Genomic DNA, 26384 nt, shown 5'->3' with positions numbered 1-26384 from the left:
AGACCCCTTGAAGACGACGAGGTAGATAGGGCAGAGGTGGAAGCATAGTAATATGTGGAGCTGACTGTTACTAATCGGTCGAGGGCTTGACCTGAAACCTTAGCTGGAACAAGCGAAAGAAAAGCTTAGTTCAAATGAGTTTAAAAACTATGTAAAGTTAAGGTTGATTTCTGATGGTTTGTGTGGTAAGATGTAATAAGTATTTGAATATGCAGTTTTGAAGGTACATATGGCCTAGTGGCTCAGTTGGTTAGAGCGCCGCCCTGTCACGGCGGAGGTCGAGGGTTCGAGTCCCTTCTGGGTCGTTTGTCAAGCACTTCGGTGTGAGATAATTTACTATGGGGTCTTAGCTCAGCTGGGAGAGCATCTGCCTTACAAGCAGAGGGTCACAGGTTCGAGCCCTGTAGGCCCCATACCTTGCCGATGTGGCTCAATTGGCAGAGCAGCTGATTTGTAATCAGCAGGTTATCGGTTCGAGTCCGATCATCGGCTTTGTCATAAATGACAATCAATAATCATAATAATCTGGGCGGATTCCCGAGCGGCCAATGGGGGCAGACTGTAAATCTGTTGTCGACGACTTCGAAGGTTCGAATCCTTCTCCGCCCATTAAGAATCTTAAAAGATTCTATTTATTAAGTGAATATCGCGGGGTGGAGCAGTTCGGTAGCTCGTCGGGCTCATAACCCGAAGGTCGTAGGTTCAAATCCTGCCCCCGCAACTCTTCAGATTTCTATCTGAGTATGCCCAGATAGCTCAGTCGGTAGAGCAACGGACTGAAAATCCGTGTGTCGCTGGTTCGATTCCGGCTCTGGGCATTGATATTAAATTTTATAATTTAATATTGTGGGATATTAGCTCAGTTGGTAGAGCACCAGACTTTTAATCTGGGTGTCCGGGGTTCGAACCCCCGATGTCTCACTAAAATGGACTGTCGCAAAATGTGACAGTCTTTTTTTGTTTAAAAATACATGGCCAATGCCCAGGTCAGCCCGTATCTTGGATTTGCAGCGGACACAGCTTCCGTGTCCAATGAAGTGGGTGCTATTACCAACGTGATTTTCGTTATCAAAGACTTTTAACCTAGTTTTCAAGAAAATTTTATGTACAAAAGATCTCATTAAAGCTATAATTATAGTAAACGACAAATATATTTGTCGTTTACTATAAACCTTCCGGGGGGATGCGCACGATTTTTGCAGGGAAAGATCTGCGCTTCGCGCAGAAAAAATCGGCGCTGGAAACGTCATAATAATTTTTATTATGACGTTTCCTATTGTGAAATAGAAAAAACAGGGGGATTTTATATGGATCAGAATCAAGTGAGAGAAAAAAACCGCGCAGCTATTGAGGCATTTCTTCAGTGCCGCGGGCCAAAACGGGGTGAAATGAGGGTCCCTCTATTTGCGGAGAATGCCACTCAGGAAATCGCCATGCCGGGACCTGATGGGTTTCAGTATCGCAGCCTTCCGGCAAAAGAATGGCTGGAATCCACCGCCATATCATTTCCGGAGTGGGGATTTTACGATAATATGATTTTTGAGACGGAAGATCCCAATATTTTTCTGGTAAAATCCAGAGGACAGGGATTTATGGTAGAAAATGGAAAATCTTCTCCTGTAGAACATTTCTATGTCAATGAGTTTCGTATGAAAGACGGAAAGATTGAAATGTTTCGGGAAAACCCAAATCCCAGCGAGGAGTATAATCCTTATACGGACAAGGAGTCAGATACCCTGCAGTAAGCTGACGGGGCATGAAAGCTCAGGCGCAAGCGCGTCGCCTGGCTCCCTGCCTGCGGGAGTAAAGAAAAGAATGGAGTGAATTTATTATTATGAAGGAAAACGTATCATTTATCGGAACTGGAAATATGGGAGGAGCCCTGATCCATGCAGCCTGCCGCGCTTTAGATCCCGCACAGGTACATATTACAGACTATATGGTGGAAAAAGCACAAGAGATGGCGGACGAGTTGGGGTGCGGCTGCGTTTCATCTAACAGGGAAGCAGTGCTGGCAGGCACATATATTTTTATGTGTGTAAAGCCTCAGGTTATGGGCGGCGTTCTCAAAGAAATCGCCCCGGTAGTCAAGGAATGTCTGGACCGGGGAGAGAAAAAGATTATTGTCTCCATCGCAGCAGGGCTTCAGCTTGCTTATATTAAAGAGCAGCTTGCCCAGTGCGGCGATGCGCTGAGAGTGATCCGGGTAATGCCAAATACTCCGGCGGCGATCGGCAAAGGAATGATTGCGGTAGCGGCAGATCCGGAGGTTGAAGAGGAGTATGTCAGTGGCGTTATGGAAATCCTTTCTGATGCGGGAAGAGTTGAGCGGCTGGCTGAAAATCTCATGGATCAGTTTACTGTAGTTAGCGGCTGTTCTCCGGCCTTTGTATATATGTTTATTGAAGCGCTGGCAGATGGCGGTGTGATGACCGGACTTCCCAGGGCGCAGGCAATGACCTATGCGGCTCAGACTGTTATGGGAGCTGCGGCTATGGTTCTTGAGACTGGCAAACATCCGGGAGAACTTAAAGATGCGGTATGTTCTCCGGCAGGTTCTACGATCGTGGGAGTGGCGAAGCTGGAGGAAAAAGGATTCCGCTCCGCGGCAATTGAGGCAGTCAAAGCCGGATATGAGAAAAATATTGATCTTGGAAAAGTAAAATAAATAGCAGATAATGTTTAGAGGGTGGGAAAATGTCAGGATTATTTGATCCATCAATATGGCCCAATTATACGCGGCCGGTGATTGATAAGACGGGAAATGATTATGGGGGAAGGAAATTCTTTTCTGACGCGGAGCGGCAGCGGCGGCATCGCCTTGTCCAGAGCAAATTAAAAGAAAAAGATTGTGACCTCTTGCTGGTTCAGGGCTACTTTCCCCCATCGACCATGGGGGTGAATACCAGTCTTTACTGGCTGGGATGCGATAATTATTATAAAAATACGTATACATTGATTTTGCCCGCCGAAGGAGAGCTTAAAGAAATCCACGGCGTTAAGACTAGCGACCACGATTGGCGGCTGGACCCGTACAGCAGCGGCGAGGATATGGCGCCTTACCTGAAAGGGGCAAAGCGTATTGCCTATGATGGTCTGGGATTTATTACCCATGCCTTTTACAACTATTTACAGCAGGTATGCCCCGGCGTGGAACTGGTAGATTTTTGTCAGGAACTAGCCTGGATGCGGGCATGCAAAAGCGAGGAAGAGTTGGACGCAGTGCGCAGCACATGCCGTATTCAGGATGCTATGTTTCAGGGAGCCCCTCTTTATATTCAGCCTGGCCGGACCATCAGTGAAATGTTTGCCGATGTAACCAGGTATTTGCTCATGCTTGGCGGTGATCCGACACAGATGCCCAAAATTATGTTTGCTGTTGGGGAGAACCGGGGATGGAAAGATGGCGATGGTATTTTGGAGGCGACTATGGCTGTGCCGCCGGAGTATCGTCTTAAAGTGACAGATTATGTTGTTTTTACCCTGGAAACGCCTGGCGTGGGCGGTTATTATGCGGAGCGGAGCCGATATTTCTTTTTTCAGGAACCTCATGAGGAAATCCGCAGTCATTTTGAGGAAGCTTTAAAGCTGCAGGAATTTCAGATCAATGCCTATAAGAATGGAATGACTATGCAGCAGTTGAGAGATACGATTAACGCTTATAAGGCATCGGTTGGCGCTGAGCAGACCACAGGGCATACATGGATGGATACAGAAATTCGCGGTATGGGAAATCTTACCGTATGCCGTCCCCTTATCAACTGTGAATGGGAAATGTTTCCATTAGCCAAAGGTATGGTCTTTGATTCCATTCATAAATACAAAAAAGGTCACCGTTGTACAACGCTTCATGAAACCGTTTGGATGGGAGATGACAAAGCCTATATTTTTGGGAGTTATCCACAGAAGATCACAGTTTTATAAAAGTTATGAACAATTAAAGGCTATGCCCGTGAAAATGGCGCATAGCCTTTTTAACATAGATAAGGCTGCCCATTCCTGATGGCTGAACTGTTACCAGGGAAACATTGGATTTTGGCAAAAGTCTTTACAAAATTCCCGGAAGAATTTATAATTTTTTTAATATCAGCGAGGGCGTGCTGCAAAATCGGGATGTAATATTTGGATGCAGCATGAGAAGGGAGAATAACTATGTTTTGTAAAAATTGCGGAAAACAGATTGAAGATGACAGTTTATTCTGTCCGTACTGCGGAACTGCGGTAAAGTCCGGGAAGGCGGGGGCAGACAACCAAAATGAGAGCCTATATGATCAGGTTATTGAGTACGACGCGCCGGAAGAGACTGTTGTACTCAGCGAGAGCAATAAGCCAAGGTTTCATAAAATCCAGGGACCGGAAGGTCATGAGAGTCCAAATTACCGGGGCCATCATTCTGCGGCTCAGGGAAATTATAATGCTCAGGAAAATTATAACACTCAGAGTCATCATCAGGAAGGTTACACGGCAGTCAATTCTCAGCAAAACAGTGGCTACAACGCACAGAACAGCTACGGGGCGTCCAATAGTGCCGGCGCACAGAACAGCTACGGGGCGTCCAATAGTGCCGGCGCACAGAACAGCTACGGGGCGTCCAACAGTGCCGGCGGTCAGAATGTCTATGGGGCGGCTAACAGCGCGGGCCGGCAGAACGGTTATGGCCGACAGGGCAATTATAGCCAACAGGGTAATTACAGCCAGCAGAATTATAGCGCCCAGGGCGCTTATGCTCAGGGAAATAATACTCAGGGCAACTATGCTTCCCAGGGCGCATATAATACTCAGGGAACATATGCTTCCCAGGGTACATATAACAATGCTCAGGGCTCTTTTACTCCCCAGGGAGGCTATAATGCTCAGGGCAACAACTATAACACTCAGGGAAGTTATAATGTTCAGGGAGCTTACAGTCAGGGGGCGGCAGTGCAGATGCCCCAGAAACCTAAGAAAAAAATGGGAAAAGGCGCCATTATCGGCATTTGTATCGGCAGTGTGGCGGTGGTTGCAGCTATTATCGCAGTGTGTCTGTTTTTCTTTTTCCGCAGCCCGGGCAACAGCAGCTATGAACAGCCCTTGCAGGCTTTTACGGCAGCGGTAAATAAAGGAGACCTGGGGGCGATATTGGATACGGTTCCGCTTGAGGCTGCCATTGAAGAAGGTACATATTCCGATTATATGATGGGAATGGATTACGGTGATATTATTGATATGTTTGAAAGCCAGTTCCAGGAGGCGTTTTTAACTCAGATTGAGGATGAGTATGGCGCTGATTTTCATCTGGAATGCCGGATTTATGGTGAAGAGACATTGTCTCCTTCGGAAATCGCGGAGTTAAACAGCGACTATGCCTCATACTTTGGCACTCCGTCAGATTTTATTGAGGAAGCTGTGCTGGTGGAGTGTGATATGGTGATTTCCGCTGGAGATGAGCTTGAGAGCGAGGACGCAGATATTAATGTAGTAAAAGTCAATGGGCGGTGGTACATTGATCTTCTCTCCATGTACTGATTTTATAGTAAACGACAAATATATTTGTCGTTTACTATAAACCCTCCGGGAGAAACTTAACTGTTGGTGTCTGCTGCCGCCGGCTCCACCGGTTTTGTCAGCTTTTTTATCCATTTATAACTTCTAAAGCGGATAAAGGAAGGAATCCCTTTGAAGAGCTGATCGGACTGGATACACAGAACTACAAGTTCTACCGGAAGTTTCCACCAGAAAGCGGCCATGAAGGAGAGTGGCATAACAATAACCCATGTACTGATCATATTCATGGCCATATTAAATTTGGCGTCGCCGCCGCCCTGGATAATTCCGTAGCTGACAGGCATCTGGTAGGACATTCCCACCATGATCACACTCATTATGGCAATGAGATTGATGGCCAGGTCTGTGGCTGTATCCGACAGTTTATACATAGACAAAAGCGGATACCTAAGTGAGAAAAGGACAATGCCAAGGACAAGTCCGATCAGTACATTGATCACGGCCAGCGTGCGGGCGTCGGATTTGATACGCTCCATATTGCCCCGTCCGATGGCATTGCCGATCATAACGCTGGATGTAGAGGACATGGCAATAACAATGACCTTTAAATACTGGTAAAAGGTTGTGGCCACAGAGTTGGCGGCGATAGCGTCGGCGGAGAGATGTCCAAGGATCGCCGTCTGCATGGGGACGGAAACGCCCCAAAGCACCTGGGAAAGCATGACCGGAACAGTGACTTTGCGGTAGTCTTTGCGCAGACTCTTGTTGACTTTAAACAAGCCGCCGGAGAACAGGCTAAGCTTTTTATCCACCTTAATGAGATAGATGACAACAATACCAAGCTCCAGAATACGGGCGACAAGCGTTCCGATGGCCGCGCCCCGGACGCCCATTTCCGGAAATCCGAAATGGCCGAAGATCAATGTGTAATTGATACCTACATTGACGATGAGAGACACGACAGAGGTATAAAAGGAAATTTTGACTGTGCCTACGCTTCGCAGGGCGGCCATGAGTATATTGCTGATAATAAACAGGACGAAGGTCCATTGAATCAGCGCCAGATAATCCAACCCCTCCTGAATGATGGCCTCATCACTTGTAAAAAGCATGAGCAGCGGGCGCGGGAAAATGACGCATATGCCTACAATGATCACGCTGCAGATCAGCCCAAGCTTTAAAGCGATGCCTGTAAGGGTGCGGATAGGTTCCACACGATTTTCACCCCAGTACTGGGAAGCCAGGACAACTAAAGAATTGCCGATGGCGAGAGCGACCTGCTGTACCATAAAAAAGATCTGATTAACTGTGGACGCTCCGGAAAGGGAATTTTGGTCATAACCGCCGAGCATAATATTGTCTGCCATATTGACACTGTAGGCTACAAGATTTTGCAGCGCTACGACGATCATCATGCTGAATACTGCTTTATAAAAAGCCTTATCTTTTGTAAAAAAGCTGGCCTTGGCAGTCTTTTGTGCTGTTCCCATAATCGTAATGCTCCTTTCATCTAAAAAAGTAACAGTTCAGCCCGCCCTCATTCCTGACGGCTGAACCGTTACCTAAAAAACGCTCCCCGGACGTGCGGGAGCGAATCTTGAATTGGTTTAATTTTAGCATTTTTGAAATCAAAGTTCAATGTGATGGAAAACGGAATTTGTTTAAATTCAGTTTCTAAATTTGAAATCGTTATGTTTTTGGTACATTTGCCATGTTGACATGAAAAAGAGAAATTTTCCGGCCACGGGACGAAAGTCGGAAAGCGGGCATAAACAGGGGAAAAACAGGACATACTATATCTAGTGTGAGAAAATTTTAAAAAACTATATTTTGTGTATTTTTATTGTGGATTTTTATTTTTGTCAGTGATATAATGAAACCCGGATAAAAATCAACAGATAAATATATAGAGTGGTGCCGGAGAGAGGGAGTTCTTTCTCCGGCATTGCAGAGTGTTAAGGAGCGTTTGTGTCATGAAAATCATTAAAAGAGACGGACGGGAAGTGGATTACGACCGCAGTAAGATTATAACAGCTATCAGCAAAGCCAATGCGGAGGTGCCTGAGGAAGAGAGGATCAGCCCGGAGCGGATTGAGACTATTGTGGAATATATTGAGAGCCGGGGCCGCAAACGTATGCTTGTGGAGGACATCCAGGATATTATTGAGCAGAAGCTTATGGCGGAAGGCAAGTTTGTCCTGGCCAAAGCTTATATTATTTACCGATATACAAGAGAACTGGTGAGAAAGGCCAATACAACCGATGAATCTATTTTAAGCCTGATCAAAAACAGCAATAAAGATGTTATGGAGGAAAATTCCAACAAAAACGCTATTGTGGCTTCCACTCAGAGAGATCTGATCGCAGGGGAAGTTTCCAAGGATCTGACAAGGCGTATTCTTCTTCCGGAGAAGATTTCCAAGGCTCATGAGGAAGGTGTTCTTCATTTTCATGATGCAGACTATTTCCTTCAGCCGATTTTTAACTGCTGTCTTATCAATATTGGAGACATGCTGGACAATGGAACTGTGATGAACGGAAAGCTTATCGAAAGCCCTAAAAGTTTTCAGGTAGCCTGCACTGTTATGACCCAGATCATCGCGGCGGTGGCCAGCAGCCAGTACGGCGGACAGTCGGTGGATGTGCGCCATCTGGGCAAATATTTGAGAAAAAGCTATAATAAATATAAAAAAGCAATTAAAGAAGAATTTGGAGATACATTAAGCGACGATGTGGAAGAGCGGATGATCCAGATGCGTCTGCGGGATGAACTGAAATCCGGCGTCCAGACGATCCAGTATCAGATCAACACACTTATGACCACCAATGGACAGTCGCCTTTTGTGACTCTGTTCTTAAATCTCGACCCTAATGATGAGTATGTGGAAGAAAATGCCATGATCATTGAGGAGATCCTCCGCCAGCGTCTGGAAGGCATTAAAAATGAGAAGGGCGTTTACGTGACTCCGGCGTTTCCAAAGCTGATTTATGTGCTGGATGAGCATAACTGCTTAAAGGGCGGCAAGTACGACTATATTACAAAGCTTGCTGTGCGCTGCTCGGCAAAACGCCTTTATCCCGATTACATTTCCGCCAAGAAAATGCGTGAGAATTATGAGGGTAATGTGTTCAGTTGTATGGGATGCCGCAGCTTCCTTACACCGTGGAAGGACGAGAACGGCAATTATAAATTTGAGGGACGTTTCAATCAGGGTGTTGTCAGCCTGAACCTGCCTCAGATCGGTATTCTTGCCAAAGGGGATGAAGAAAAATTCTGGAAGCTGATGGATGAGCGGCTTCAGTTGTGCTATGAGGCTCTTATGTGCCGCCACGAGGCTCTGGAGGGAACTCTCTCTGACGTGAGCCCGATCCACTGGCAGTATGGCGCTATCGCCCGCTTAAAGAAAGGGGAGCCTATTGACAAGCTTCTCCACAACGGATATTCCACCATTTCTCTGGGATATATTGGCCTTTACGAAGTGACAAAGCTGATGAAAGGTGTCAGTCATACGGATCCGGAAGGCATGGAATTTGCCCTGAGAGTGATGAACCATATGCGTGAGGCCACAGACCGCTGGAAAAGGGAGACTGGCATTCATTTCGGCCTTTACGGGACACCTGCGGAATCTCTGTGCTACCGTTTTGCCCGGATTGATCTGGAGCGTTTCGGTGTCATTAAAGATGTGACCGATAAAGGTTATTATACCAATTCCTACCATGTGGACGTGCGGGAAAAAATTGACGCTTTCAGCAAGTTTACATTTGAAAGCCAGTTCCAGAAGATTTCTTCCGGCGGCGCCATTTCCTATGTGGAAATTCCTAATATGCGTCATAATCTTGAGGCTCTTGAGGAAGTAGTTAAGTTTATTTATGATAATATTCAGTATGCCGAGTTTAATACAAAATCCGATTACTGCCATGTATGCGGCTATGACGGCGAGATCATGATCAATGATGATCTTGAGTGGGAATGCCCTCAGTGCGGCAATAAGGATCATGCCAAGATGAACGTTACCCGGAGAACATGCGGCTATCTGGGAGAAAATTTCTGGAACGTAGGAAAGACAAAAGAGATCAAGAGCCGTGTACTTCATTTATAATATAAAGGTTGAGATCATCCATGCATTATGCGGATATTAAGCAATACGATGTCGCCAATGGACCGGGAGTGAGGGTGTCCCTTTTTGTCAGCGGATGCACCCATCACTGTAAAAACTGTTTTAATCAGGTGACATGGGATTTTAATTATGGCGACGAGTTTACCGAAAAAGAGATGGACAGGATTATTGAATATCTCAGGCCGGATTATATCCGGGGTATCACCCTTTTGGGCGGAGAGCCGATGGAACATACCAATCAGCAGGGATTGCTTCCCCTGCTAAGAAAGATCCGGCAGACCTATCCCCAGAAGGATATCTGGTGTTTTACCGGCTACGATTTTGACAGGGATGTGAAAGGCCGGATGCTTAAAGCGTGGCCGGAAACGGGAGAGTTTCTGTCCTATATCGACGTTCTCGTGGACGGGCCTTTTATTGAGGAACAGAAGAGTGTGGCTCTTAGGTTTAAAGGTTCGGCCAATCAGAGAACAATCGACGTTAAAAAGTCCATGGAGCAGGGCAAGACTGTTCTAATGGAAGGTTATTAAATAACAGAGCTGGGATCAGAAGATGGTTCCGGCTCTTTTTTTTGCGTGATATATGGCGTATTTGCACAGTGCATATATTGCATTTATGAAAGTGGAATGCTATAATTTTCTGGGAATTGTATGTTTAAATTGTTACAGCGAAACTTTCGCAAAAGCAAAGGAGATTGAAAATGAAAGGTCATATTGTGTATGGAATGATGGCTGCCGCCATGCTGGCTGTGAGCGTTCCGGCCTATGGAGCCCAGCTTCCTGCAGAAAACGGGGCGCAGACAGAAAGCGCAGCGGAGACTGAAACTATTGTGGAAACAGAGACTTCTGCGGAGAAAGAAACCACTGTGGAAACAGAGACGTCTTCTCGGACAGAGACTGATGAAGCAAGCGGGGACACTGCCGAGGAAAACAAAGAGGTCAGAGATTTTGTACGTCGTCTGTATGAGCTGGTGCTTGGAAGACCGGCAGAGGCGGATGGCCTTGATGCATGGACGGACAGGCTTGTCAGCGGCGCCGAGCAGGGCGCGAAAGTGGCCCAGGGATTTTTTGACAGCGAAGAGTTTAAGGCGCGGAATGTAAGCGACACCGAGTATCTTCAGATTTTGTACCGCACATGTCTCAACCGTGAGGCGGACGATCAGGGACTGAGTGAATGGCAGGCGGTGCTGGACAGCGGTCTGTCACGGCTGTTTGTGTTCAGAGGTTTTGTGGAATCCGATGAGTTTACCAAAATCTGCCAGTCCTACGGGATCCAGCGGGGAAACGCCCAGTTGACGGCACCGATGGATCAGAACGAGGATGTGACAAAATTTGTGGCGCGCTGTTACCGTCTCTGTCTGGGCCGCGAGGCGGACGCCGATGGACTGAACGCCTGGTGCAGCCAGCTCCTTTCTGGGGCGAATACAGCCAAAGAGGCGGCTTACGGCTTTGTTTTTTCCAATGAATTTATAAATTCCAATCTGTCTGACGAGGATTTTGTAAAGATCATGTATCAGTTATTTTTAAACCGTACATGGGATGAAGAGGGCTTAAATGAGTGGGCAGATGTTTTGAAAGAGTACTCCCGCCGGCATGTTTTTAATGGCTTCGCCGATTCCCCGGAGTTTGAACAGTTATGTCAGAGTTATGGCCTGACCGCCCGCACTGCCGCTGAAAAAGAACTCCAGGGGTATGTAAATCAGGTCCTGGCGCAGGTGACGGATGATTCTATGACCAAGATGGAAAAATTCCGGGCATGTTATGACTGGGTTCTGGACAACTGTTCTTACCGGGCCGTCTTTGGCGATGTGGGCGAGGGCTATACTTTTGAGCAGTGGTACGCCGTCAATATGTTTAAGGAACATCGGGGCAACTGTTACTCTTATGCAAGTACGGTCTATGCCTTCGCCCAGGCACTGGATTTCACAGATGCTGTCATGGTGAAAGGCTATTTCCAGGGAGTCACAGGCCGTTTGAATAATACATGGTCCCCTCATGCCTGGGTAGAGATCGGCGGTTTAAAATACGATGCCCAGCAGGAAGACGAGCAGGGCTGGGATTGCTTTGGAAATCCAAACTCCCCTGTACCCTACAGCTATACGGCCAGATAAGGAAAACCTATGGTATTTAGTTCATTAATTTTTTTATGTGTTTTCCTTCCGGTGACTTTCGGGCTCTACTATCTCATTCCGTCCATAACGGCGAAGAATATTCTTCTGATCATTGTCAGCTTCCTGTTCTACGCCTACGGTGAGCCGGTGTATGTGATCCTAATGTTTATCTCCTGTGTTTTTAATTACGCTGTGGGACGGGCCATTATGTGGCGGCGGCGAAGACTGTTTGTGGCCATTGCCGTGATTGTGAACTTAGTGTTCCTTGGAGTTTTTAAATACACAGGATTTGTTATGGAGACGATCAACGGGCTGTTTGGCCTGAATCTGGATGTGGTGGAGATCGCCCTCCCTGTGGGGATATCTTTTTACACCTTTCAGGCCCTGTCCTATGTGATTGACGTGTACCGTGACCCAAAGATCGGTCAGAGAAATCTGCTAAATGTTCTTTTATATATTTCCTTTTTCCCTCAGCTCATCGCCGGGCCTATTGTCCGCTTTGACGATATTGTCCATCAGATCCGTCACCGGGTTCACAGTGTGGATAAGATCAGCGGGGGAATCTGCCGTTTCGTCCGGGGCCTTGGAAAAAAGGTGCTGCTGGCCAATACTATGGCGGTCATCGCCGATAATATTTTTAACGCTCCCGGCGGTCAGGTGAATGTGATCGCGGCCTGGATCGGAGCCCTGGCCTATGCCTTTCAGATTTATTATGATTTCTGCGGCTACAGTGATATGGCCCTGGGAATGGCCCAAATGTTTGGATTCCGATTTCTTGAAAACTTCAACGCCCCATATGTGGCTGACGGTATTCAGGATTTCTGGCACCGGTGGCATATTTCACTGTCCACCTGGTTTAAAGAGTACCTTTACATCCCTCTGGGCGGAAACAGGAAGGGGAAGGCCCGCACCATTTTAAACCGGTATATTGTATTTTTCTGTACAGGACTGTGGCATGGAGCCAACTGGACATTTATTCTGTGGGGCCTTCTTCACGGAACCTGCCTTGTTCTGGAAAATACCCGGATTTCTTTAAAGCGGATACCGGTTAAAGGGGTGCGCCAGATCATAACTTTTATTTTGGTTGTCTGTGCCTTTGTCATCTTTAGGGCGGACGATATCGGTCACGCCTTTGCCTACCTTGGTACAATGTTTACGGGAGGGACATTTAGCAGTGCCTCTATGGATCTTATGTGGGCCCAGTTGACGCCTGTACATATTTTTATGCTGATCCTGTCCTTTTTGTGTATCCGCCCGTGGAATATTTCCTGGCCGAAAGCACTCAGGCCGGTGGTCACAAAGGGTGTCTATGTGTGGACGCTGATTCTGCTGTTGCTGTGCATGATTAACCTGGCGTCCAACGCCTATAATCCTTTTATTTATTTCAGATTTTAGGAGGGCAGGGCAATGAAAAAATATTTGAAGATCGTGTTTATCCTTGTATTCTTTTTAATATGCGCCTATCCTCTCTATGGCCTGATCTGGTATGTGGAGCCGGAAGTGACGGAAAACAAAGTGCTGGCTTCTTTTCCGCAGCTTCGGGATGAGAATGGACAGTGGAATGTGGATTATATGAGTGGGCTGGGAGATTATTTTTCCGACCATTTTGCCGGGCGGCAGGAGATGATCACAGCCAACGCTCTGATCAACGGCAAGGTGTTTGCTTCCTCAAGCGAGGATATTATTATTGTAGGCGATGATGGCTGGCTGTTTTATAAAGATTCCCTTGGGGATTTTCAGGGAACGAAGCGTCTGACCCAGAGGGGCCTGAACAATATTGTCACATCACTGTCGCTGATCCAGGAATATGTGGAAGGGCAGGGCAAAACTTTTCTTTTTACGGTGGCCCCAAATAAAAATACTCTGTATCCCCAGTATATGCCCTATTATTACCCGGAGCGGGATGTGGAAAATACTCTGGAACGGCTGGAGCCCCTATTAAAGGAGGCGGGGATTGCCTACGCCAGTTTAAAGGATATGTTTTTAAATGACAGCGGGATCTGGTACCACAAAGGAGACTCCCACTGGGATAACCGGGGCGCCTTAATGGCCCAGAAACTCCTTTTGGGCGCTATCGGAAAAGATTATGCCGATATCCCTCTGGACGGGGGTGTGGCTTATGATGATTTTGAAGGGGATCTGGATAAGATTTTTTATCCCCTGGCAAGGCATCGGGAAAGAGACTGGGATTATTCCGGGTATTTTGATTTTGAGTATGTGGGCAGCAGCGATACGACCCAGGCTCACATTGAGACGGTGAATCCTTCAAAGGAAGGTTCACTGGTTATGGTCCGGGATTCTTTTGGAAATACTCTTGTCCCGTTTATGGCCCAGGAATTTGGCGAGGCTTATTTTACAAAGACCATTCCTTACCGGGTGGACGAGATTGAGATGCGGGACGCGGATGTGTATATGATTGAGATTGTTGAGCGCAATCTGGATCAGTTTCAGCGAAAGGCTCCGGTCATCCCGGCGCCGGAGCGGACGGTGGATGGGGAAGTCTCCCAGGTATCTATGTCCCAGGCATCGGCGCAGATGTCAGTTTACGATACTTATTATAAGTTTGCAGGCATGATCGCCGAGGAGTGGACAGATGAGGACTCACCGGTATATCTTCGCGTTACGTCGGGCAGCGGCGCTTCCTGTATTTATGAAATGTTCCCGGCAAATGAGGGGGATACCTTGGAAGTGACATCAGATTACGGGTTTGCCGGTTATATTCCCCAGTCGATATTGACGGAGGAAAATTATTCAGCAGAGATTTTAACGCGCAGTGATGGACAGTGGGTGTCCTCCGGCGTGATATTACAATTTTAAAAAGGAGTACAGAAAATGAAAAAGTTTTTATTAATGATTGTCTGCCTTCTGGTTATGGGACTGGCGGCATGTGGCGCAAGCAGTGCGGAGACAGAAACGGACAGTGAGACAGAGACAGAAATTGAGACTGAATCTGAGACAGAAACAGAAATCGAGACGGAAACTGAGGCGGAGATTGAGACGGAGATTGAAACGGTCAAAGAAAGTGAATCTGTGGCTGAAGAAGATCAGGCTGACGCCTCCAACACGGGAAGTTCCAATAATACCAGCGTAGCGTCTGCGGGAAGTTCCAACACTACAGCACAGCAGCAGACACCACAGGAACCGGCTCAGCCTTCAGTTCCGGAGACGACAGCGCCTCAGACCCAGGCGCCGGCTCAGCCTTCAGTTCCGGAGACAACAGCGCCTCAGACCCAGGCGCCGGCTCAGCCTTCAGTTCCGGAGACGACAGCGCCTCAGACCCAGGCGCCGGCCCAGCCTTCAGTTCCGGAGACAACAGCGCCTCAGACCCAAGCGCCGGCTCAGACAGCGCCTTATGTTGTCGAGGAATATCCAAGCTGCACCGGCCCCGGAACGGATAAGCTGTGGAGTGATGGCCGGACATCTCATTCCGGCCCTAACGGTGAGGATATTTTCGACTAACCCTTCGCAAAGCGGCGCCACCCGCGTATTGCGCAGCTTCTTTGCTTATTATCCGGCCTGCAGCTTATCTCTGATGGCCGAACTGTTACATAAAATACTTTGACTTATACCTCCGTTTTAGATATGATAGAGTTAACCTGTGTGTTGTGAAAAGCAGGAATCTATCCGGAACGGAGGTATTTTTTATGGCTGTTTACAAATGTAATGTATGTGGGTATGTTTATGATGAAGCAAAAGAGGGAAAGCCTTTTGAACAGTTGAAAGAATGTCCGGTATGTCATCAGCCGGCGTCAGCCTTTTACCTTTATGAGAAGGTAGACACGTCGGGGATGTCCCCTCACAGAGAAGAAACGCTGGAATATCCGTCGGAGTATGTCCGCCATGACAGTTCCTGCCGCTATATGGAAGAGATCCATGAGATGGCGGTGAAGGGACAGAGTATACATGCGGCTATGGGAACCAAGCTGCCCATGCCCGGCTGGGATGATATTTTGATCCTGGGAGCCCAGCTTGATCCCATGCCTCTGGATGAACACGCGCCGGTGCGCACTACGACAGTGATCGGTAAGAATGCCAAAAAGCCGCTTGTTCTTGAGAATCCTGTATACATATCACATATGTCTTTTGGAGCCCTTTCTAAAGAAGCCAAGGTGTCTCTGGCGCGGGGCAGCGCTATGGCCGGGAGCGCTATGTGTTCCGGTGAAGGCGGTATTTTGCCGGAGGAAATGGCGGCGGCAGATAAGTATATTTTTGAATATGTGGGGAATCTGTACAGTGTGAATCCGGACAATCTGAGAAACGCCGACGCGATTGAGATTAAGATCGGTCAGGGGACAAAACCGGGCATGGGTGGCCATCTGCCGGCGGAAAAAGTGACTCCTGAGATAAGCAAGATACGAAATAAGCCCATGGGCCGGGACATTGTAGCGCCTTCCCGCTTTCCGGGGATTGAGACAAAGGAAGATCTCAAAGCTCTGGTGTATCAGCTTCGTATGGCGTCTGATGGGCGTCCTATCGGCATTAAGATCGCCGCGGGACATATTGAAAAAGATCTGGCTTTCTGCGTGTTTGCCGAACCGGATTTTATTACCATTGACGGCCGTGGCGGCGCTACCGGATCATCCCCTCTGTTTTTAAGGGATTCTTCCAGCCTTCCCACGGTTTATGCGCTGTACCGGGCAAGAAAGTATTTGGACAGCGTTGGATCGGGCATCAGCCTTGTGATCACCGGCGGTCTTCGGGTATCGTCGGATTTTGCCAAAGCTATCGCTATGGGGGCTGACGCAGTGGCTGTAGCCTCCGCCCCGCTGATGGCCATGGCCTGCCAGCAGTATAGGATCTGCGGCACAGGCATGTGTCCGGTAGGTGTGGCAACCCAGGATCCGGATCTGCGGCTTCGTCTGAAAGAAGATATCGCGGCCCAGAGAGTCGCCAACTATCTGAAAGTATCTCTGGATGAACTTCGAATGTTTGCCAGAATTACGGGCCACAGTGATCTTCACGATCTGAGTGTGGACGATCTGTGTACGACCAGCCGGGACATCAGTGAGTTCACCAATATCTGCCACGCGTAAGCCGCCCTGGCCGGGGCACAAAGGGAGGCGCTTTGCGGGATGCCATTTGGCCAAGACAAATTATAAGAAGGAGATCAGACAGAAATGGAAAAAATACGCATTAAATATTTATGTGAGGATATTGAAAGATTAAAATATATTGACGGAAAGTCCGACTGGATTGACCTGAGAGCAGCCGAGGATGTGGAAATGAAAGCCGGAGAGTTTCGCCTGATCCCCTTAGGTATTGCCATGGAGCTTCCCAGGGGCTACGAGGCCCATGTGATTCCCCGTTCCAGCACGTATAAAAATTTCGGTATCCTTCAGACCAACAGTATGGGACTGATTGATGAATCTTATTGCGGGGACAACGACCAGTGGTATATGCCGGCGCTGGCTATGAGGGATACGGTGATCCGCAAAAATGACCGAATCTGCCAGTTCCGCATTATGAAACATCAGCCGCAGCTTGAATTTGAAGCTGTGGACACCCTGGGGCATGAGGACCGGGGCGGTCTGGGATCTACTGGAAAACAGTAAGGGCAAGGAGCAGGACTTTTGACGTGTTTTTCTAACATTGTCTCAAGTCCTGCTTCCCGACGCTGCTGCAGCTTGACCGCCGCTGTCGAGACTGAATCCTTACTGATGGCTAAACGGCATATAGCTGAGGAAGTAAAAAATCCTGTGCAAGTAAACTTGCTCTGTTTTTTTCTTCCTCAGATGCATGGCTGAATAGTTTTCAAAAAATTAAAAAAATATAAAAAAATGCTTGCAATTTGAAAAAATCTGTTATATAATAGCTTTCGTACTTGAGAAATGAATCAAATAGGGACGCGCTTTTAGCTCAGTTGGTAGAGCACCTGACTCTTAATCAGGGTGTCCAGGGTTCGAGCCCCTGAAGGCGCACTTAAAAGCACTGTTTTTGCAGACGGAACGAGCTGTGGGGACGGTGTTTTTTTGTTGTGAAAATCCGGGATTTGTGCAGGGTTATGGAAAATCCTGAAAATAAAAGAACGGTCATCGTTCCTTATCACTCTAAAGACCTGAAAAAGGGCTTGGAGCAGGCAATATTAAAACAGGCGGGGCTGAAATAGCACCAGCCGCCTGAATGGAGGTATTACGTAGGGATCGCTTGTTTTATCCAGCTATTTTTCATAAAGCAGAGGAAGGCGGTTTCTGGGTATCATTTCCAGATATACCAGAGTGTCTGACCCAGGGAGATGAGGTGTTGTTGTAGGAACAGAATGGGTATTAAGAAAGAGTGGAAAGAAAAAGTTCTCATTTGATGTAAAAATACATAAATAATCAACAGAAAGAACATCTGCTCCTGCAGGTGTTCTTTTTGCTTTATAAAGCCCGCCAAAGGGGGAACCCCCAAATCCCCCAAGAATGGGGGAAGGGGGCTGTCAGTTCAGCACGCTGGCCGTCGGGGAGATCGTATATGTCTTTGATCGTATAAGATTGCTCTTTTGGTAATGGCATAGATAACACTTCTTTTTATGAAATTATTTTGCCTGTATATCATTAGTACATCTCCCCCACAGCCAGATATGTGTCGGATTATTGGATAATACCAAGCTGTATCTTAGTGGCAAGGATGCGTAAAACAGATTGGTCGATGCGTTCCTGGCTTATAGTGCCATTGTTGACAGCCTCGATGACTGCTGGGATTTGTGTGGTAAAATCCGTGCTGCACAAAAGATCATTGCCCGCGAGGACAGCCTGGACGGCGGCGTCCTGGGCGTCCGTATAATTGGTGATAGCTCCCATAGAGAGATCATCGGTCATAATAAGGCCATTAAAGCCGAGATCATTTCTCAGAATATCGTGGACGGCGGTGGAGAGAGATGCCGGGCGTTCCAGATCCATACTATCCACAATGGTGTGGGAAACAAGGACTGCTGTGGCGCCGGCTTCAATGCCGGACTGGAACGGAAGGAAATCACTCTCGGTAAATGACTCATAGCTGCGGGCGTCGTGGATAGTGCCCTCATGGGTGTCCCCGTTATTGCCGTAGCCGGGGAAATGTTTCAGGACGCTTCCCATCTGCTGCCGGTTCATGGCACTGACCACAGTGGAGACATATTCCGCAGTTTCCGCCGCCGGCTGTCCGAAGCTGCGTTGGTAAATAAAGCTTGCAGAATCTGTTGAAACGTCGCACACCGGGGCAAGATTAAGATTAATGCCCAGGTTGCGGAGCAAAATGGACTTATCCTCGGCATCCGAGCGCACCAGATCCAGTCCGCCCTCTGCGTACAATTCCTGGGGAGACCAGAAAGGATAGGGACGAAGCTGTGAGTTTGTGCTGACTCTGTTGACAGTACCCCCTTCCTCGTCAACAGCGATAAACATTGGGGTGGTATTGGCATCCTGGTAGCTTTGGATATCTGCGATCACCTGATCCGATGTTTTATTTTCAAAATCCCGGCCAAAGAGAAGATAGCCGCCGAGATAATAAGCCGCTGCCTGTCCGGCAGCATCTGTCTCCGGGCAGCGGGCCAGAAACATCTGTCCCACTTTCTGTTCCAGTGACATGGAGGACAGAAGGGTATTGGCCTCATCTAAGATACTCTGATCAAAACCGGTGACGGTGTAATCGGCTGCTGGCTGCTGGGAAACATCTGTGCCGCTATCCTCCGGGGAAGATGACTCCTCCGGGGCTGAAGTTTCACCGGATGTGCCGGTTACGGCTTCAGGGATTGTGATATGATCCTTGGCAGAGCGGGTAAGGCCGTTATCAATGGCCGGTGTACAGGAACACAGACAGGCCGCTGCCGATATAAGTAATGCGGCTGCTGCCGCAGTTTTTAATTTAAACATAAGTCGCACCTCCTGCAAGATCTGCGTTTATAAAAATCAAAAGAATATAATTCTAAGTATCTCCTATTATAACAGATAATGGATTTAATATGAATAATTTTTCAACCAATTTATTATAGATGTACAGATATGATTCGACGATTTGTCCATACAAGGATGAATCGTTATGAAAGGAAATAAATATGCTAAATTATTTGTGGACGGCCATGCTTATCCTTGGAATTGTCGTTGGGGCACTGACCGGAAATATGGAGGCGATCTCCAATGCCGTGGTCACATCGGCTCAGGACGCGGTAGATTTGTGTATCACTATGTTGGGGATTATGACGGTATGGACCGGTATTATAAAAATTGCCGAGAAATCCGGGCTTCTGGAAAAACTAACACAAATTTTGGAACCGGTCATTGGTTTTTTGTTTCCAAATATGCCCAAAGCACACCCGGCAAAAGGCTATATTTCCACCAACTGTGTGGCCAATATCCTTGGGCTTGGCTGGGCGGCTACCCCGGCTGGGCTGAAAGCCATGGAAGAACTTGAAAAGCTGGAGGATGACCGGAGGGCGGGAAAGGCACCGGGACCTGTAAGGAAGAAAGGAATTGCCGGCAATGAGATGTGTACATTTCTTATATTAAATATCTCATCCTTACAGCTCATTCCTGTCAGCATTATTGCCTATCGCAGTCAGTACGGGAGCGCCAGTCCGGCAGCCATTGTGGGGCCTGCCATCCTTGCCACGGCTATAAGCACAGCGGTGGCAGTGATCTTCTGCAAGGTGATGGATCAAAAATATAAATATTAATGTTCCGAATGGATTGATGAGAGTTACAAATATGCAATTACAGAGGCTCAAAAGAGAAATCTGTGGTATCATGAGGTCAAATTTTAATTTGACCTCAACATCATTATAGATATAAGGGTAAGTTCAGTGGAGAAAAATTAAATGCCTGGACATGTAATATTGGTCAGGATTTCATAAAATCATACGAGAATTTTCAAATTTTTTTCACAAAATCGGCCTACAATTCTAATCGTAAAGCAGAAAAAACGTAAAATTCAGTGAAATAAGCAATAATTTAGCCTGAAACATTTTTAACGGCGGAACAGTTGATAAAATAACTGAAATATTACGACAAATATTCAAGGTACGAAAAGAGGTTGAGTTTTATGAGTGAAAATTTTAATGAACAACAAAATAACATAAATGAAACTTGGCGGCCGATGAATGGCGGTGGCGATTTTAGCCAGGGGCCACAGATTGATCCCATGTATCAGGCAGGCCTGACCGGGAATGAGAAACGGCCAAAGAAAAAAGAAAAGAAGCCGATGTCTATGAAGAAGAAATGGGGCGTACTCGTTGCGATGGCCCTTGTCTTCGGTTTGGTTGGAGGCGGGACAATGTTTGGCGTTAACGCGGCAGCATGGCATTTAAGCGGTATGGATGATGCCGGAAAAAAGATAGCGTCCACAGAAACAACCAGTGCGGAGTCTGTGGCTGACGCTGTATCTTCCGTGGAAGGCAAAGGCGCTGTGGCGGAAGTTGCTCAGAACGCCATGCCATCCCTTGTCACCATTTCTACCATGTCTGTTGAGGAGATGCGGAGTTTCTTTGGCGGCACTTATCAGTATGAAGTGGATGGCGCAGGCACCGGCGTCATCGTTGGCGAGAATGACACAGAACTGCTTATTGCCACCAATAACCATGTGGTAGAAGGAGCCCAGACCCTTTCTGTAGGTTTTATAGATGAGACTTCAGTGGAAGGCCAGATTAAAGGCACCGATGTAAATAACGACCTGGCGATTGTTTCTGTAAAACTTTCCGATATATCTGAGGATACCATGTCTCAGATCAAGATCGCCAGCATTGGCGATTCCGACGCTCTTGTACTGGGGGAGCAGGTTGTTGCCATCGGCAATGCATTAGGCTACGGCCAGTCTGTCACCAGCGGCTATGTCAGCGCTTTTGATCGTGATCTTACATTGACAGATGCCAGCGGAAATACGATTGAATCCACAGGTCTGATTCAGACAGACGCGCCGATTAACTCCGGCAACAGCGGCGGCGCACTCTTAAATATGCAGGGTGAACTTATTGGCATTAATGAGGCAAAGAGTTCCACAACTTCTTCCGGGACAACCGTTGACGGTATCGGGTTTGCTATTCCTATCAATAAAGCTGAGGAAAGTCTTCAGGAACTTATGAATCTGCCAACGCGGGAAAAAGTGGATGAGAGTCAGGCGTCTTATCTGGGTATTTCCGGAGAGGATGTTTCATCAGAGATTTCCCAGGTGTACGGAATGCCTGTAGGCGTTGTTGTCACATCTGTTGCCGAGGGCGGTCCGGCTCAGAACGCGGGTATCCAGAATGGCGATATTATTACAGAGCTGGATGGACGTTCTGTCGCCAATATGGATCAGCTCAGGAACGTCCTTTCATATTACGCGGCCGGTGAGACGGTGGATGTGGTTGTCCAGCGCGCAAACAACGGCCAGTATGAGGCTCAGACAGTAAGCGTTACTTTAGGTTCGGCAAGTGATGCCCAGGCACAGACAAGTGAGTCCTAATTGTTGTAGAGAATCCATCCGCTGACGGTGGCGGACTCATCTCCGGAGTTGGCCGCGAAGAGGGTGTAGATACCAGATTCGGGAATAGTGATCCGGCCATAGCGCACGTCCCCGGTGGAAAAGCCCACAACAGAATCGTCCGGTCCGATCCAGCCAAGTCTTAGCGTGTCCGGGGCTGATGTTCCGGATATGCAGATGGTGACCTGAGTTCCTTTGGTAAAATAAATAGTATCAATAATTCCTGAGGTGTGAGTCTCTGCTGTGCCGCCCAGGTAAATCGTCCAGCCTGTTTTGGGCGGCGAGGAGGGCGTGGGCGCGAAGAGATGCCAGTAAAAGGTGTTGGCGATCTCAAGGAGCCGGGGCTGAGAGGCGGGGACAATGATTTTAATATTGCCCTTTTGTTCCAGTTCTGCCTCAAGGCAAGTGTAGGGATGACTTTTCATATATTCAGGGGAGAGATCCTCCTGGAGCGTCATGTAGGTATTGTTTAGGAAAGTTTCAAAGCTGCCCTCCAAAAAGTTACCGCCGGCAAAACATAGGCCCAAGCCAAGGCCGAGAAAGAGGACGCAGATGACAATGGCGCACAGTGTGGAAAAACTTCCGGAACGGCCACAGGCAGCCCGGCGGATACGCTCTTTCAAACGTTTTCCGCTGACGCTGAGGCCAGACATAAAACAGGCGTTTTCGTAAAAGGATTTATGCCGGTTGGCCGGATGTTTTTCCGCATTTTCGATGAGAAGAGAAAAGTATTTTTTGGGGCTGACATAGGTGGTTTTGTTGCGAAAAACATCAATATCGCAGGCAACCTCGCTCCACTCCTCAAAATCTTTGAACATGCGCCAGGCCAGAGGATGGAACCAGAACAGAGCGCAGAGGGCCAGAAGCAGCCCTCGGATTTTCAGATCACCCCGGCGTATGTGGGACCATTCATGGGAGATGACCATGGACAGTTCTTCCTCAGTGTAGCTGCAGAACGGAAGAAAGATCCGGCTGCGGATACCCAGGGGAGCCATGGGGACGGGGACAGATGTACGGCAGATTTGTACCGGCTCGGTAAAATCGAGGCCCGGATAGAGCTGTTCATTGCCGTGAGAATCTAAAAGCCATGCCTGACGGTCCATATTCCCGGCTATTTTGATGGCTTTGGACACAGTGGCACCTTTGCCGGAAAAGGGAAGATGCTGGATACGGTATATAGCGAGAATAAATATAATGGCGCAGACCATAGCCCCGGCAGCCCACAGGATGGCAAGAACCAAGAGAATACTCTCAAAAGCGTCGCCATGCCAGGGCAGCCCGGTTCCGGCCCCTTCCCTGCGGTAATATTTAAAATAGCAGAAGAGGTAGTAAAAGGGTATAAGCCAGAAAACAGGGAGCAGGGTAAAGAGACGGTAACAAACGGTGTAGAGTTTAAGTCCCTTTAATGGGATTAGAAAAAGCTGCCACAGCAGCCACGCCAGCAATATACTCAGGCTGTTGGATATTAAGATCAGTATAAGATGGCTGTACCAACTCACAGTCTGTCCTCCTTTCTTTTGACGATGATATTTTGCAATGTTCAGTTCGCCAGTCACAAATGAGGCGGACTGTTGCTGTTTTTATAATACTACAAATATAGTATGATTGCAAATGATTTGATATATAATCATAAAAAACCCCCTACGCAAGCCAATGAAAAAGTAGTATAATTAGGTTGTCAAAAAATTACTAAAGTCTGGTCTTATGGGAATACTGTGAAAACGGTATGACCGGACAACAACTTACGATGTCCTAACAGAATGGAGGAGGTTTACGTATGGACAACACTTTGGCACTACTTACACTGTGCGGTTCGGTGATCGCGCTGCTCTTTGCGTTTACGCGGGCCAGAAAGGTACTGAAGTTCTCCCAGGGCACGGATCAGATGAAGAAGATTTCTGCTTCGATCCATCAGGGCGCCATGGCTTATCTGAGACGTCAGTACCGTATCCTTATTATCTTTTTTGCGGGAATGTTTCTCATCCTTCTTATTATGGCGGCGCTGGGTTTCTTAACTTGGTATGTACCTTTTGCCTTTGTCACCGGAGGCTTTTTCTCCGGTCTGTCCGGCTTTGTAGGTATGCAGATCGCTACAAGAGCCAACGCGCGGACGGCTGCTGCCTGTCAGAAAGGTCTGAACAAGGGCCTGAATGTGGCGTTTTCAGCCGGTTCCGTTATGGGATTTACAGTTGTTGGCCTTGGCCTTTTGGATATTTCCATCTGGTATCTTCTTTTAAGACTTGTATTTAAACTTCCGGTGGAAGAAATTACCAGCACCATGCTCACCTTTGGTATGGGCGCATCGTCCATGGCTCTCTTTGCCCGTGTCGGCGGCGGTATCTATACAAAGGCAGCAGACGTGGGCGCTGACCTTGTGGGGAAGGTTGAAGCGGGCATCCCTGAGGATGACCCCAGAAATCCGGCGGTTATCGCGGATAATGTGGGCGATAACGTAGGCGATGTTGCCGGTATGGGCGCTGATTTGTATGAATCTTATGTAGGTTCTATTTTGTCCGCATGCTCTCTCGGTGTTATTGCTTTTTCCCAGATTGAATCTGTTAATAATATTAACGCGGTGATCATTCCCATGGTTCTGGCCGCGGTAGGTGTTATCGCGTCGATTATCGGCTCTTTCCTTGTAAAGACCGGGGAGAGTACGGATCAGGGTACGCTGCTGAAAGCCCTGCGCCGGGGTACGAACACAAGCGCGATCCTCATTGCGGTTGTGGCGTTTCCGATTGTGTGGTTTGTCCTTGGCAGACAGTTTATCGGCATTTACTTTGCTATTTTAGCCGGCCTGGTGGCTGGCGTGCTGATCGGTTTCTTTACAGAGTATTTTACGTCGGATACCTATAAACCGACAAAGAATCTGGCGGAGAAATCACTCACAGGTTCAGCTACGATTATTATTGGCGGTCTGAGCCTTGGTATGCTGTCAACGGCAGTGCCGATTATTATTATAGCCGTGTGTGTTATGGCTGCTTACGGTTTTTCCGGCGGATTTGAATCAGCGACACAGGGGCTTTATGGTATTGCCCTGGCGGCGGTAGGTATGCTCTCAACTCTTGGTATTACTCTGGCAACGGACGCTTACGGTCCTATTGCCGATAATGCCGGAGGTATCGCGGAGATGGCCGGGCTGGACGCGGAAGTGCGTAAACGTACCGATGCTCTGGATTCCCTGGGCAATACAACGGCAGCTACCGGCAAAGGGTTTGCCATTGGCTCCGCGGCTCTTACCGCTCTGGCTCTCATCGCTTCCTACGTGGAGAAGGTTCAGGAAGTTGGTGGGGATTCCATTGTTCTTGATATGAGTGTAATGAATCCCGCAGTTCTCATCGGATTATTTATCGGAGCCTGCCTGCCGTTTATCTTTGCGGCGCTGACCATGTCCTCTGTGGGACGGGCGGCTCAGAGTATTGTTGTGGAAGTCCGCCGCCAATTCCGCGAGATCAAAGGACTTATGGAAGGCAAGGCTGAGGCGGATTACAGAACCTGTGTGGATATTTGTACAAAAGCCAGCTTAAAGGAGATGATCCTGCCAACTCTTTTGGCTATTGTGACCCCTATTGTGGTGGGGCTTGTTCTTGGCTATAATGGAGTTATCGGCATGCTGGCCGGTTCTACGGCGGCGGGATTTGTTATGGCGGTATTTATGTCTAACGCCGGCGGCGCCTGGGATAACGCCAAGAAGTATATAGAGAGCGGGCATCACGGCGGCAAAGGCAGCGAGGCCCATAAAGCGGCAGTTGTAGGTGATACTGTGGGCGATCCTTTCAAAGATACGTCAGGCCCGTCCATTAATATCCTCATTAAGCTGCTGTCCATGGTTTCCATCGTGTTTGCGGCTCTTGTGGTGAATTTCCACATTTTCTGATCTGGTATTTGCAGGAAATCAGATGAGGACTGGCAGAGGAGAATACTATTCTTCCTCTGTCAGTCCCAATTTCCGGGATTTGCGTACGATAGTCGAGTGATCGACGCCCAAAGCCTTTGCCATAGCTCTTGTTGAACCGTAGCATTTATGAGCCCACAATAAAATTTCTTTTTCATATTCTGACGTCAATTCTTTTAAGCTATGTCCATAAAATCGAGATGATATCGCCTCCCCAGAAACTTCGGAAAAATATTCTGAAATCATTGCCTATTTTATAGTCGTATTCGGATATTGCTGATGGTATAATGATGCCATAGAGAAAACATTTGCCTCTGGCATCATGATTGTTTTTGGCGTCAGAGGCATAGGATATGCTCTATGTAGA

At 47.8% G+C, this 26384-nt stretch carries 20 protein-coding genes, 8 tRNA genes, 1 rRNA gene and 1 pseudogene; 26 read left to right on the top strand and 4 right to left on the bottom strand.

What is annotated here, in order from left to right; translation table 11 throughout:
* From HNP82_RS09570 to HNP82_RS09515, 12 genes are all read left to right on the top strand, one after another.
* Positions 1 to 94: ribosomal RNA gene (locus tag HNP82_RS09570) — 23S ribosomal RNA — on the top strand; the annotation flags it as partial.
* Between the two features lie 137 nt (positions 95 to 231).
* Positions 232 to 305: transfer RNA gene (locus tag HNP82_RS09565), tRNA-Asp, on the top strand.
* 35 nt (positions 306 to 340) lie between these two features.
* Positions 341 to 413: transfer RNA gene (locus HNP82_RS09560), tRNA-Val, on the top strand.
* Positions 414 to 419: 6 nt separating this feature from the next.
* A tRNA-Thr gene (locus tag HNP82_RS09555) sits at positions 420 to 492 on the top strand.
* A gap of 35 nt (positions 493 to 527) precedes the next feature.
* A tRNA-Tyr gene (locus HNP82_RS09550) sits at positions 528 to 609 on the top strand.
* Positions 610 to 647: 38 nt separating this feature from the next.
* Positions 648 to 721, top strand: a tRNA-Met gene (locus HNP82_RS09545).
* A 24-nt stretch (positions 722 to 745) separates the two neighbouring features.
* Positions 746 to 818 (top strand) — tRNA-Phe (locus tag HNP82_RS09540).
* Between the two features lie 30 nt (positions 819 to 848).
* Positions 849 to 921: transfer RNA gene (locus tag HNP82_RS09535), tRNA-Lys, on the top strand.
* 386 nt (positions 922 to 1307) lie between these two features.
* Complete coding sequence (locus tag HNP82_RS09530) at positions 1308 to 1745, top strand: PhzA/PhzB family protein (RefSeq protein WP_183773748.1); 438 nt, start codon at positions 1308 to 1310, stop codon at positions 1743 to 1745.
* An 89-nt stretch (positions 1746 to 1834) separates the two neighbouring features.
* Positions 1835 to 2668, top strand: a complete 834-nt coding sequence (proC, locus tag HNP82_RS09525) for a pyrroline-5-carboxylate reductase (protein WP_183773746.1) — start codon at positions 1835 to 1837, stop codon at positions 2666 to 2668.
* 29 nt (positions 2669 to 2697) lie between these two features.
* Complete coding sequence (locus HNP82_RS09520; protein WP_183773744.1) at positions 2698 to 3924, top strand: M24 family metallopeptidase; 1227 nt, start codon at positions 2698 to 2700, stop codon at positions 3922 to 3924.
* A 228-nt stretch (positions 3925 to 4152) separates the two neighbouring features.
* A complete protein-coding gene (locus HNP82_RS09515) occupies positions 4153 to 5505 on the top strand; it encodes a zinc ribbon domain-containing protein (RefSeq protein ID WP_183773742.1) in 1353 nt (450 codons plus the stop codon).
* 56 nt (positions 5506 to 5561) lie between these two features.
* Here HNP82_RS09515 and HNP82_RS09510 read toward each other — a convergent pair whose 3' ends face one another.
* The gene (locus HNP82_RS09510) at positions 5562 to 6974 is read right to left on the bottom strand and encodes an MATE family efflux transporter (protein ID WP_183773740.1); all 1413 of its coding nucleotides are present in this window, start codon (positions 6972 to 6974) and stop codon (positions 5562 to 5564) included.
* A gap of 483 nt (positions 6975 to 7457) precedes the next feature.
* Here HNP82_RS09510 and nrdD point away from each other — a divergent pair, with 483 nt between their 5' ends.
* The 11 genes and pseudogenes from nrdD to HNP82_RS18635 form a co-directional block, all read left to right on the top strand.
* Positions 7458 to 9584, top strand: coding sequence for an anaerobic ribonucleoside-triphosphate reductase (gene nrdD, locus HNP82_RS09505; RefSeq protein ID WP_183773738.1), 2127 nt, complete (start codon positions 7458 to 7460; stop codon positions 9582 to 9584).
* Positions 9585 to 9604: 20 nt separating this feature from the next.
* A complete protein-coding gene (nrdG, locus tag HNP82_RS09500; RefSeq protein WP_183773736.1) occupies positions 9605 to 10129 on the top strand; it encodes an anaerobic ribonucleoside-triphosphate reductase activating protein in 525 nt (174 codons plus the stop codon).
* Between the two features lie 170 nt (positions 10130 to 10299).
* Entirely contained in the window at positions 10300 to 11709 is a 1410-nt protein-coding gene (locus HNP82_RS09495) for a DUF4214 domain-containing protein (protein ID WP_183773734.1), read from the top strand.
* A 9-nt stretch (positions 11710 to 11718) separates the two neighbouring features.
* Positions 11719 to 13104, top strand: a complete 1386-nt coding sequence (locus tag HNP82_RS09490) for an MBOAT family O-acyltransferase (RefSeq protein WP_183773732.1) — start codon at positions 11719 to 11721, stop codon at positions 13102 to 13104.
* 12 nt (positions 13105 to 13116) lie between these two features.
* Positions 13117 to 14526, top strand: coding sequence for an alginate O-acetyltransferase AlgX-related protein (locus tag HNP82_RS09485; RefSeq protein ID WP_183773730.1), 1410 nt, complete (start codon positions 13117 to 13119; stop codon positions 14524 to 14526).
* A gap of 15 nt (positions 14527 to 14541) precedes the next feature.
* On the top strand, positions 14542 to 15168 hold the full coding sequence (locus tag HNP82_RS09480) for a hypothetical protein (RefSeq protein WP_207720596.1): 627 nt from the start codon (positions 14542 to 14544) through the stop codon (positions 15166 to 15168).
* A 185-nt stretch (positions 15169 to 15353) separates the two neighbouring features.
* Positions 15354 to 16742 carry a glutamate synthase-related protein gene (locus HNP82_RS09475; RefSeq protein WP_183773728.1) on the top strand — a complete coding sequence of 463 codons (1389 nt, stop codon included), beginning with the start codon at positions 15354 to 15356 and terminating at the stop codon, positions 16740 to 16742.
* Positions 16743 to 16826: 84 nt separating this feature from the next.
* The gene (locus HNP82_RS09470; protein WP_183773726.1) at positions 16827 to 17261 is read left to right on the top strand and encodes a dUTP diphosphatase; all 435 of its coding nucleotides are present in this window, start codon (positions 16827 to 16829) and stop codon (positions 17259 to 17261) included.
* A gap of 293 nt (positions 17262 to 17554) precedes the next feature.
* Positions 17555 to 17627 (top strand) — tRNA-Lys (locus tag HNP82_RS09465).
* An 83-nt stretch (positions 17628 to 17710) separates the two neighbouring features.
* Positions 17711 to 17815: a type II toxin-antitoxin system HicA family toxin gene (locus HNP82_RS09460; protein WP_243164714.1), complete on the top strand. Its 105-nt coding sequence runs from the start codon at positions 17711 to 17713 to the stop codon at positions 17813 to 17815.
* A gap of 14 nt (positions 17816 to 17829) precedes the next feature.
* A pseudogene (locus tag HNP82_RS18635) lies at positions 17830 to 17949 on the top strand (type II toxin-antitoxin system HicB family antitoxin); the annotation flags it as partial.
* Between the two features lie 332 nt (positions 17950 to 18281).
* Here the strand turns inward: HNP82_RS18635 and HNP82_RS09455 are convergent.
* A complete protein-coding gene (locus HNP82_RS09455) occupies positions 18282 to 19541 on the bottom strand; it encodes a glycoside hydrolase family 3 protein (protein WP_183773724.1) in 1260 nt (419 codons plus the stop codon).
* Positions 19542 to 19723: 182 nt separating this feature from the next.
* Between HNP82_RS09455 and HNP82_RS09450 the strand changes: the two genes are divergently transcribed.
* Positions 19724 to 20341 carry a nucleoside recognition protein gene (locus HNP82_RS09450; RefSeq protein ID WP_183773722.1) on the top strand — a complete coding sequence of 206 codons (618 nt, stop codon included), beginning with the start codon at positions 19724 to 19726 and terminating at the stop codon, positions 20339 to 20341.
* A gap of 365 nt (positions 20342 to 20706) precedes the next feature.
* Positions 20707 to 22104 (top strand): S1C family serine protease, encoded by a 1398-nt coding sequence (locus HNP82_RS09445; RefSeq protein WP_183773721.1) that lies wholly within the window; start codon positions 20707 to 20709, stop codon positions 22102 to 22104.
* On the opposite strand, the gene HNP82_RS09440 is transcribed toward HNP82_RS09445, so the two are convergent.
* On the bottom strand, positions 22101 to 23621 hold the full coding sequence (locus tag HNP82_RS09440; RefSeq protein WP_183773719.1) for a M56 family metallopeptidase: 1521 nt from the start codon (positions 23619 to 23621) through the stop codon (positions 22101 to 22103). The genes HNP82_RS09445 and HNP82_RS09440 overlap by 4 nt on opposite strands.
* A 278-nt stretch (positions 23622 to 23899) precedes the next feature.
* Here HNP82_RS09440 and HNP82_RS09435 point away from each other — a divergent pair, with 278 nt between their 5' ends.
* The gene (locus tag HNP82_RS09435) at positions 23900 to 25999 is read left to right on the top strand and encodes a sodium-translocating pyrophosphatase (protein WP_183773717.1); all 2100 of its coding nucleotides are present in this window, start codon (positions 23900 to 23902) and stop codon (positions 25997 to 25999) included.
* 45 nt (positions 26000 to 26044) lie between these two features.
* Here the strand turns inward: HNP82_RS09435 and HNP82_RS18810 are convergent, their stop codons facing one another.
* A complete protein-coding gene (locus HNP82_RS18810; protein ID WP_183773715.1) occupies positions 26045 to 26263 on the bottom strand; it encodes a TyrR/PhhR family helix-turn-helix DNA-binding protein in 219 nt (72 codons plus the stop codon).
* Positions 26264 to 26384: the final 121 nt, after the last annotated feature.

Source organism: Catenibacillus scindens, assembly GCF_014202115.1.
Classification (GTDB): Bacteria; Bacillota; Clostridia; order Lachnospirales; family Lachnospiraceae; genus Catenibacillus; species Catenibacillus scindens.
The sequence above is the reverse complement of the archived record's forward strand: the minus strand, read 5'-3'. Positions and strand labels throughout refer to the sequence as shown.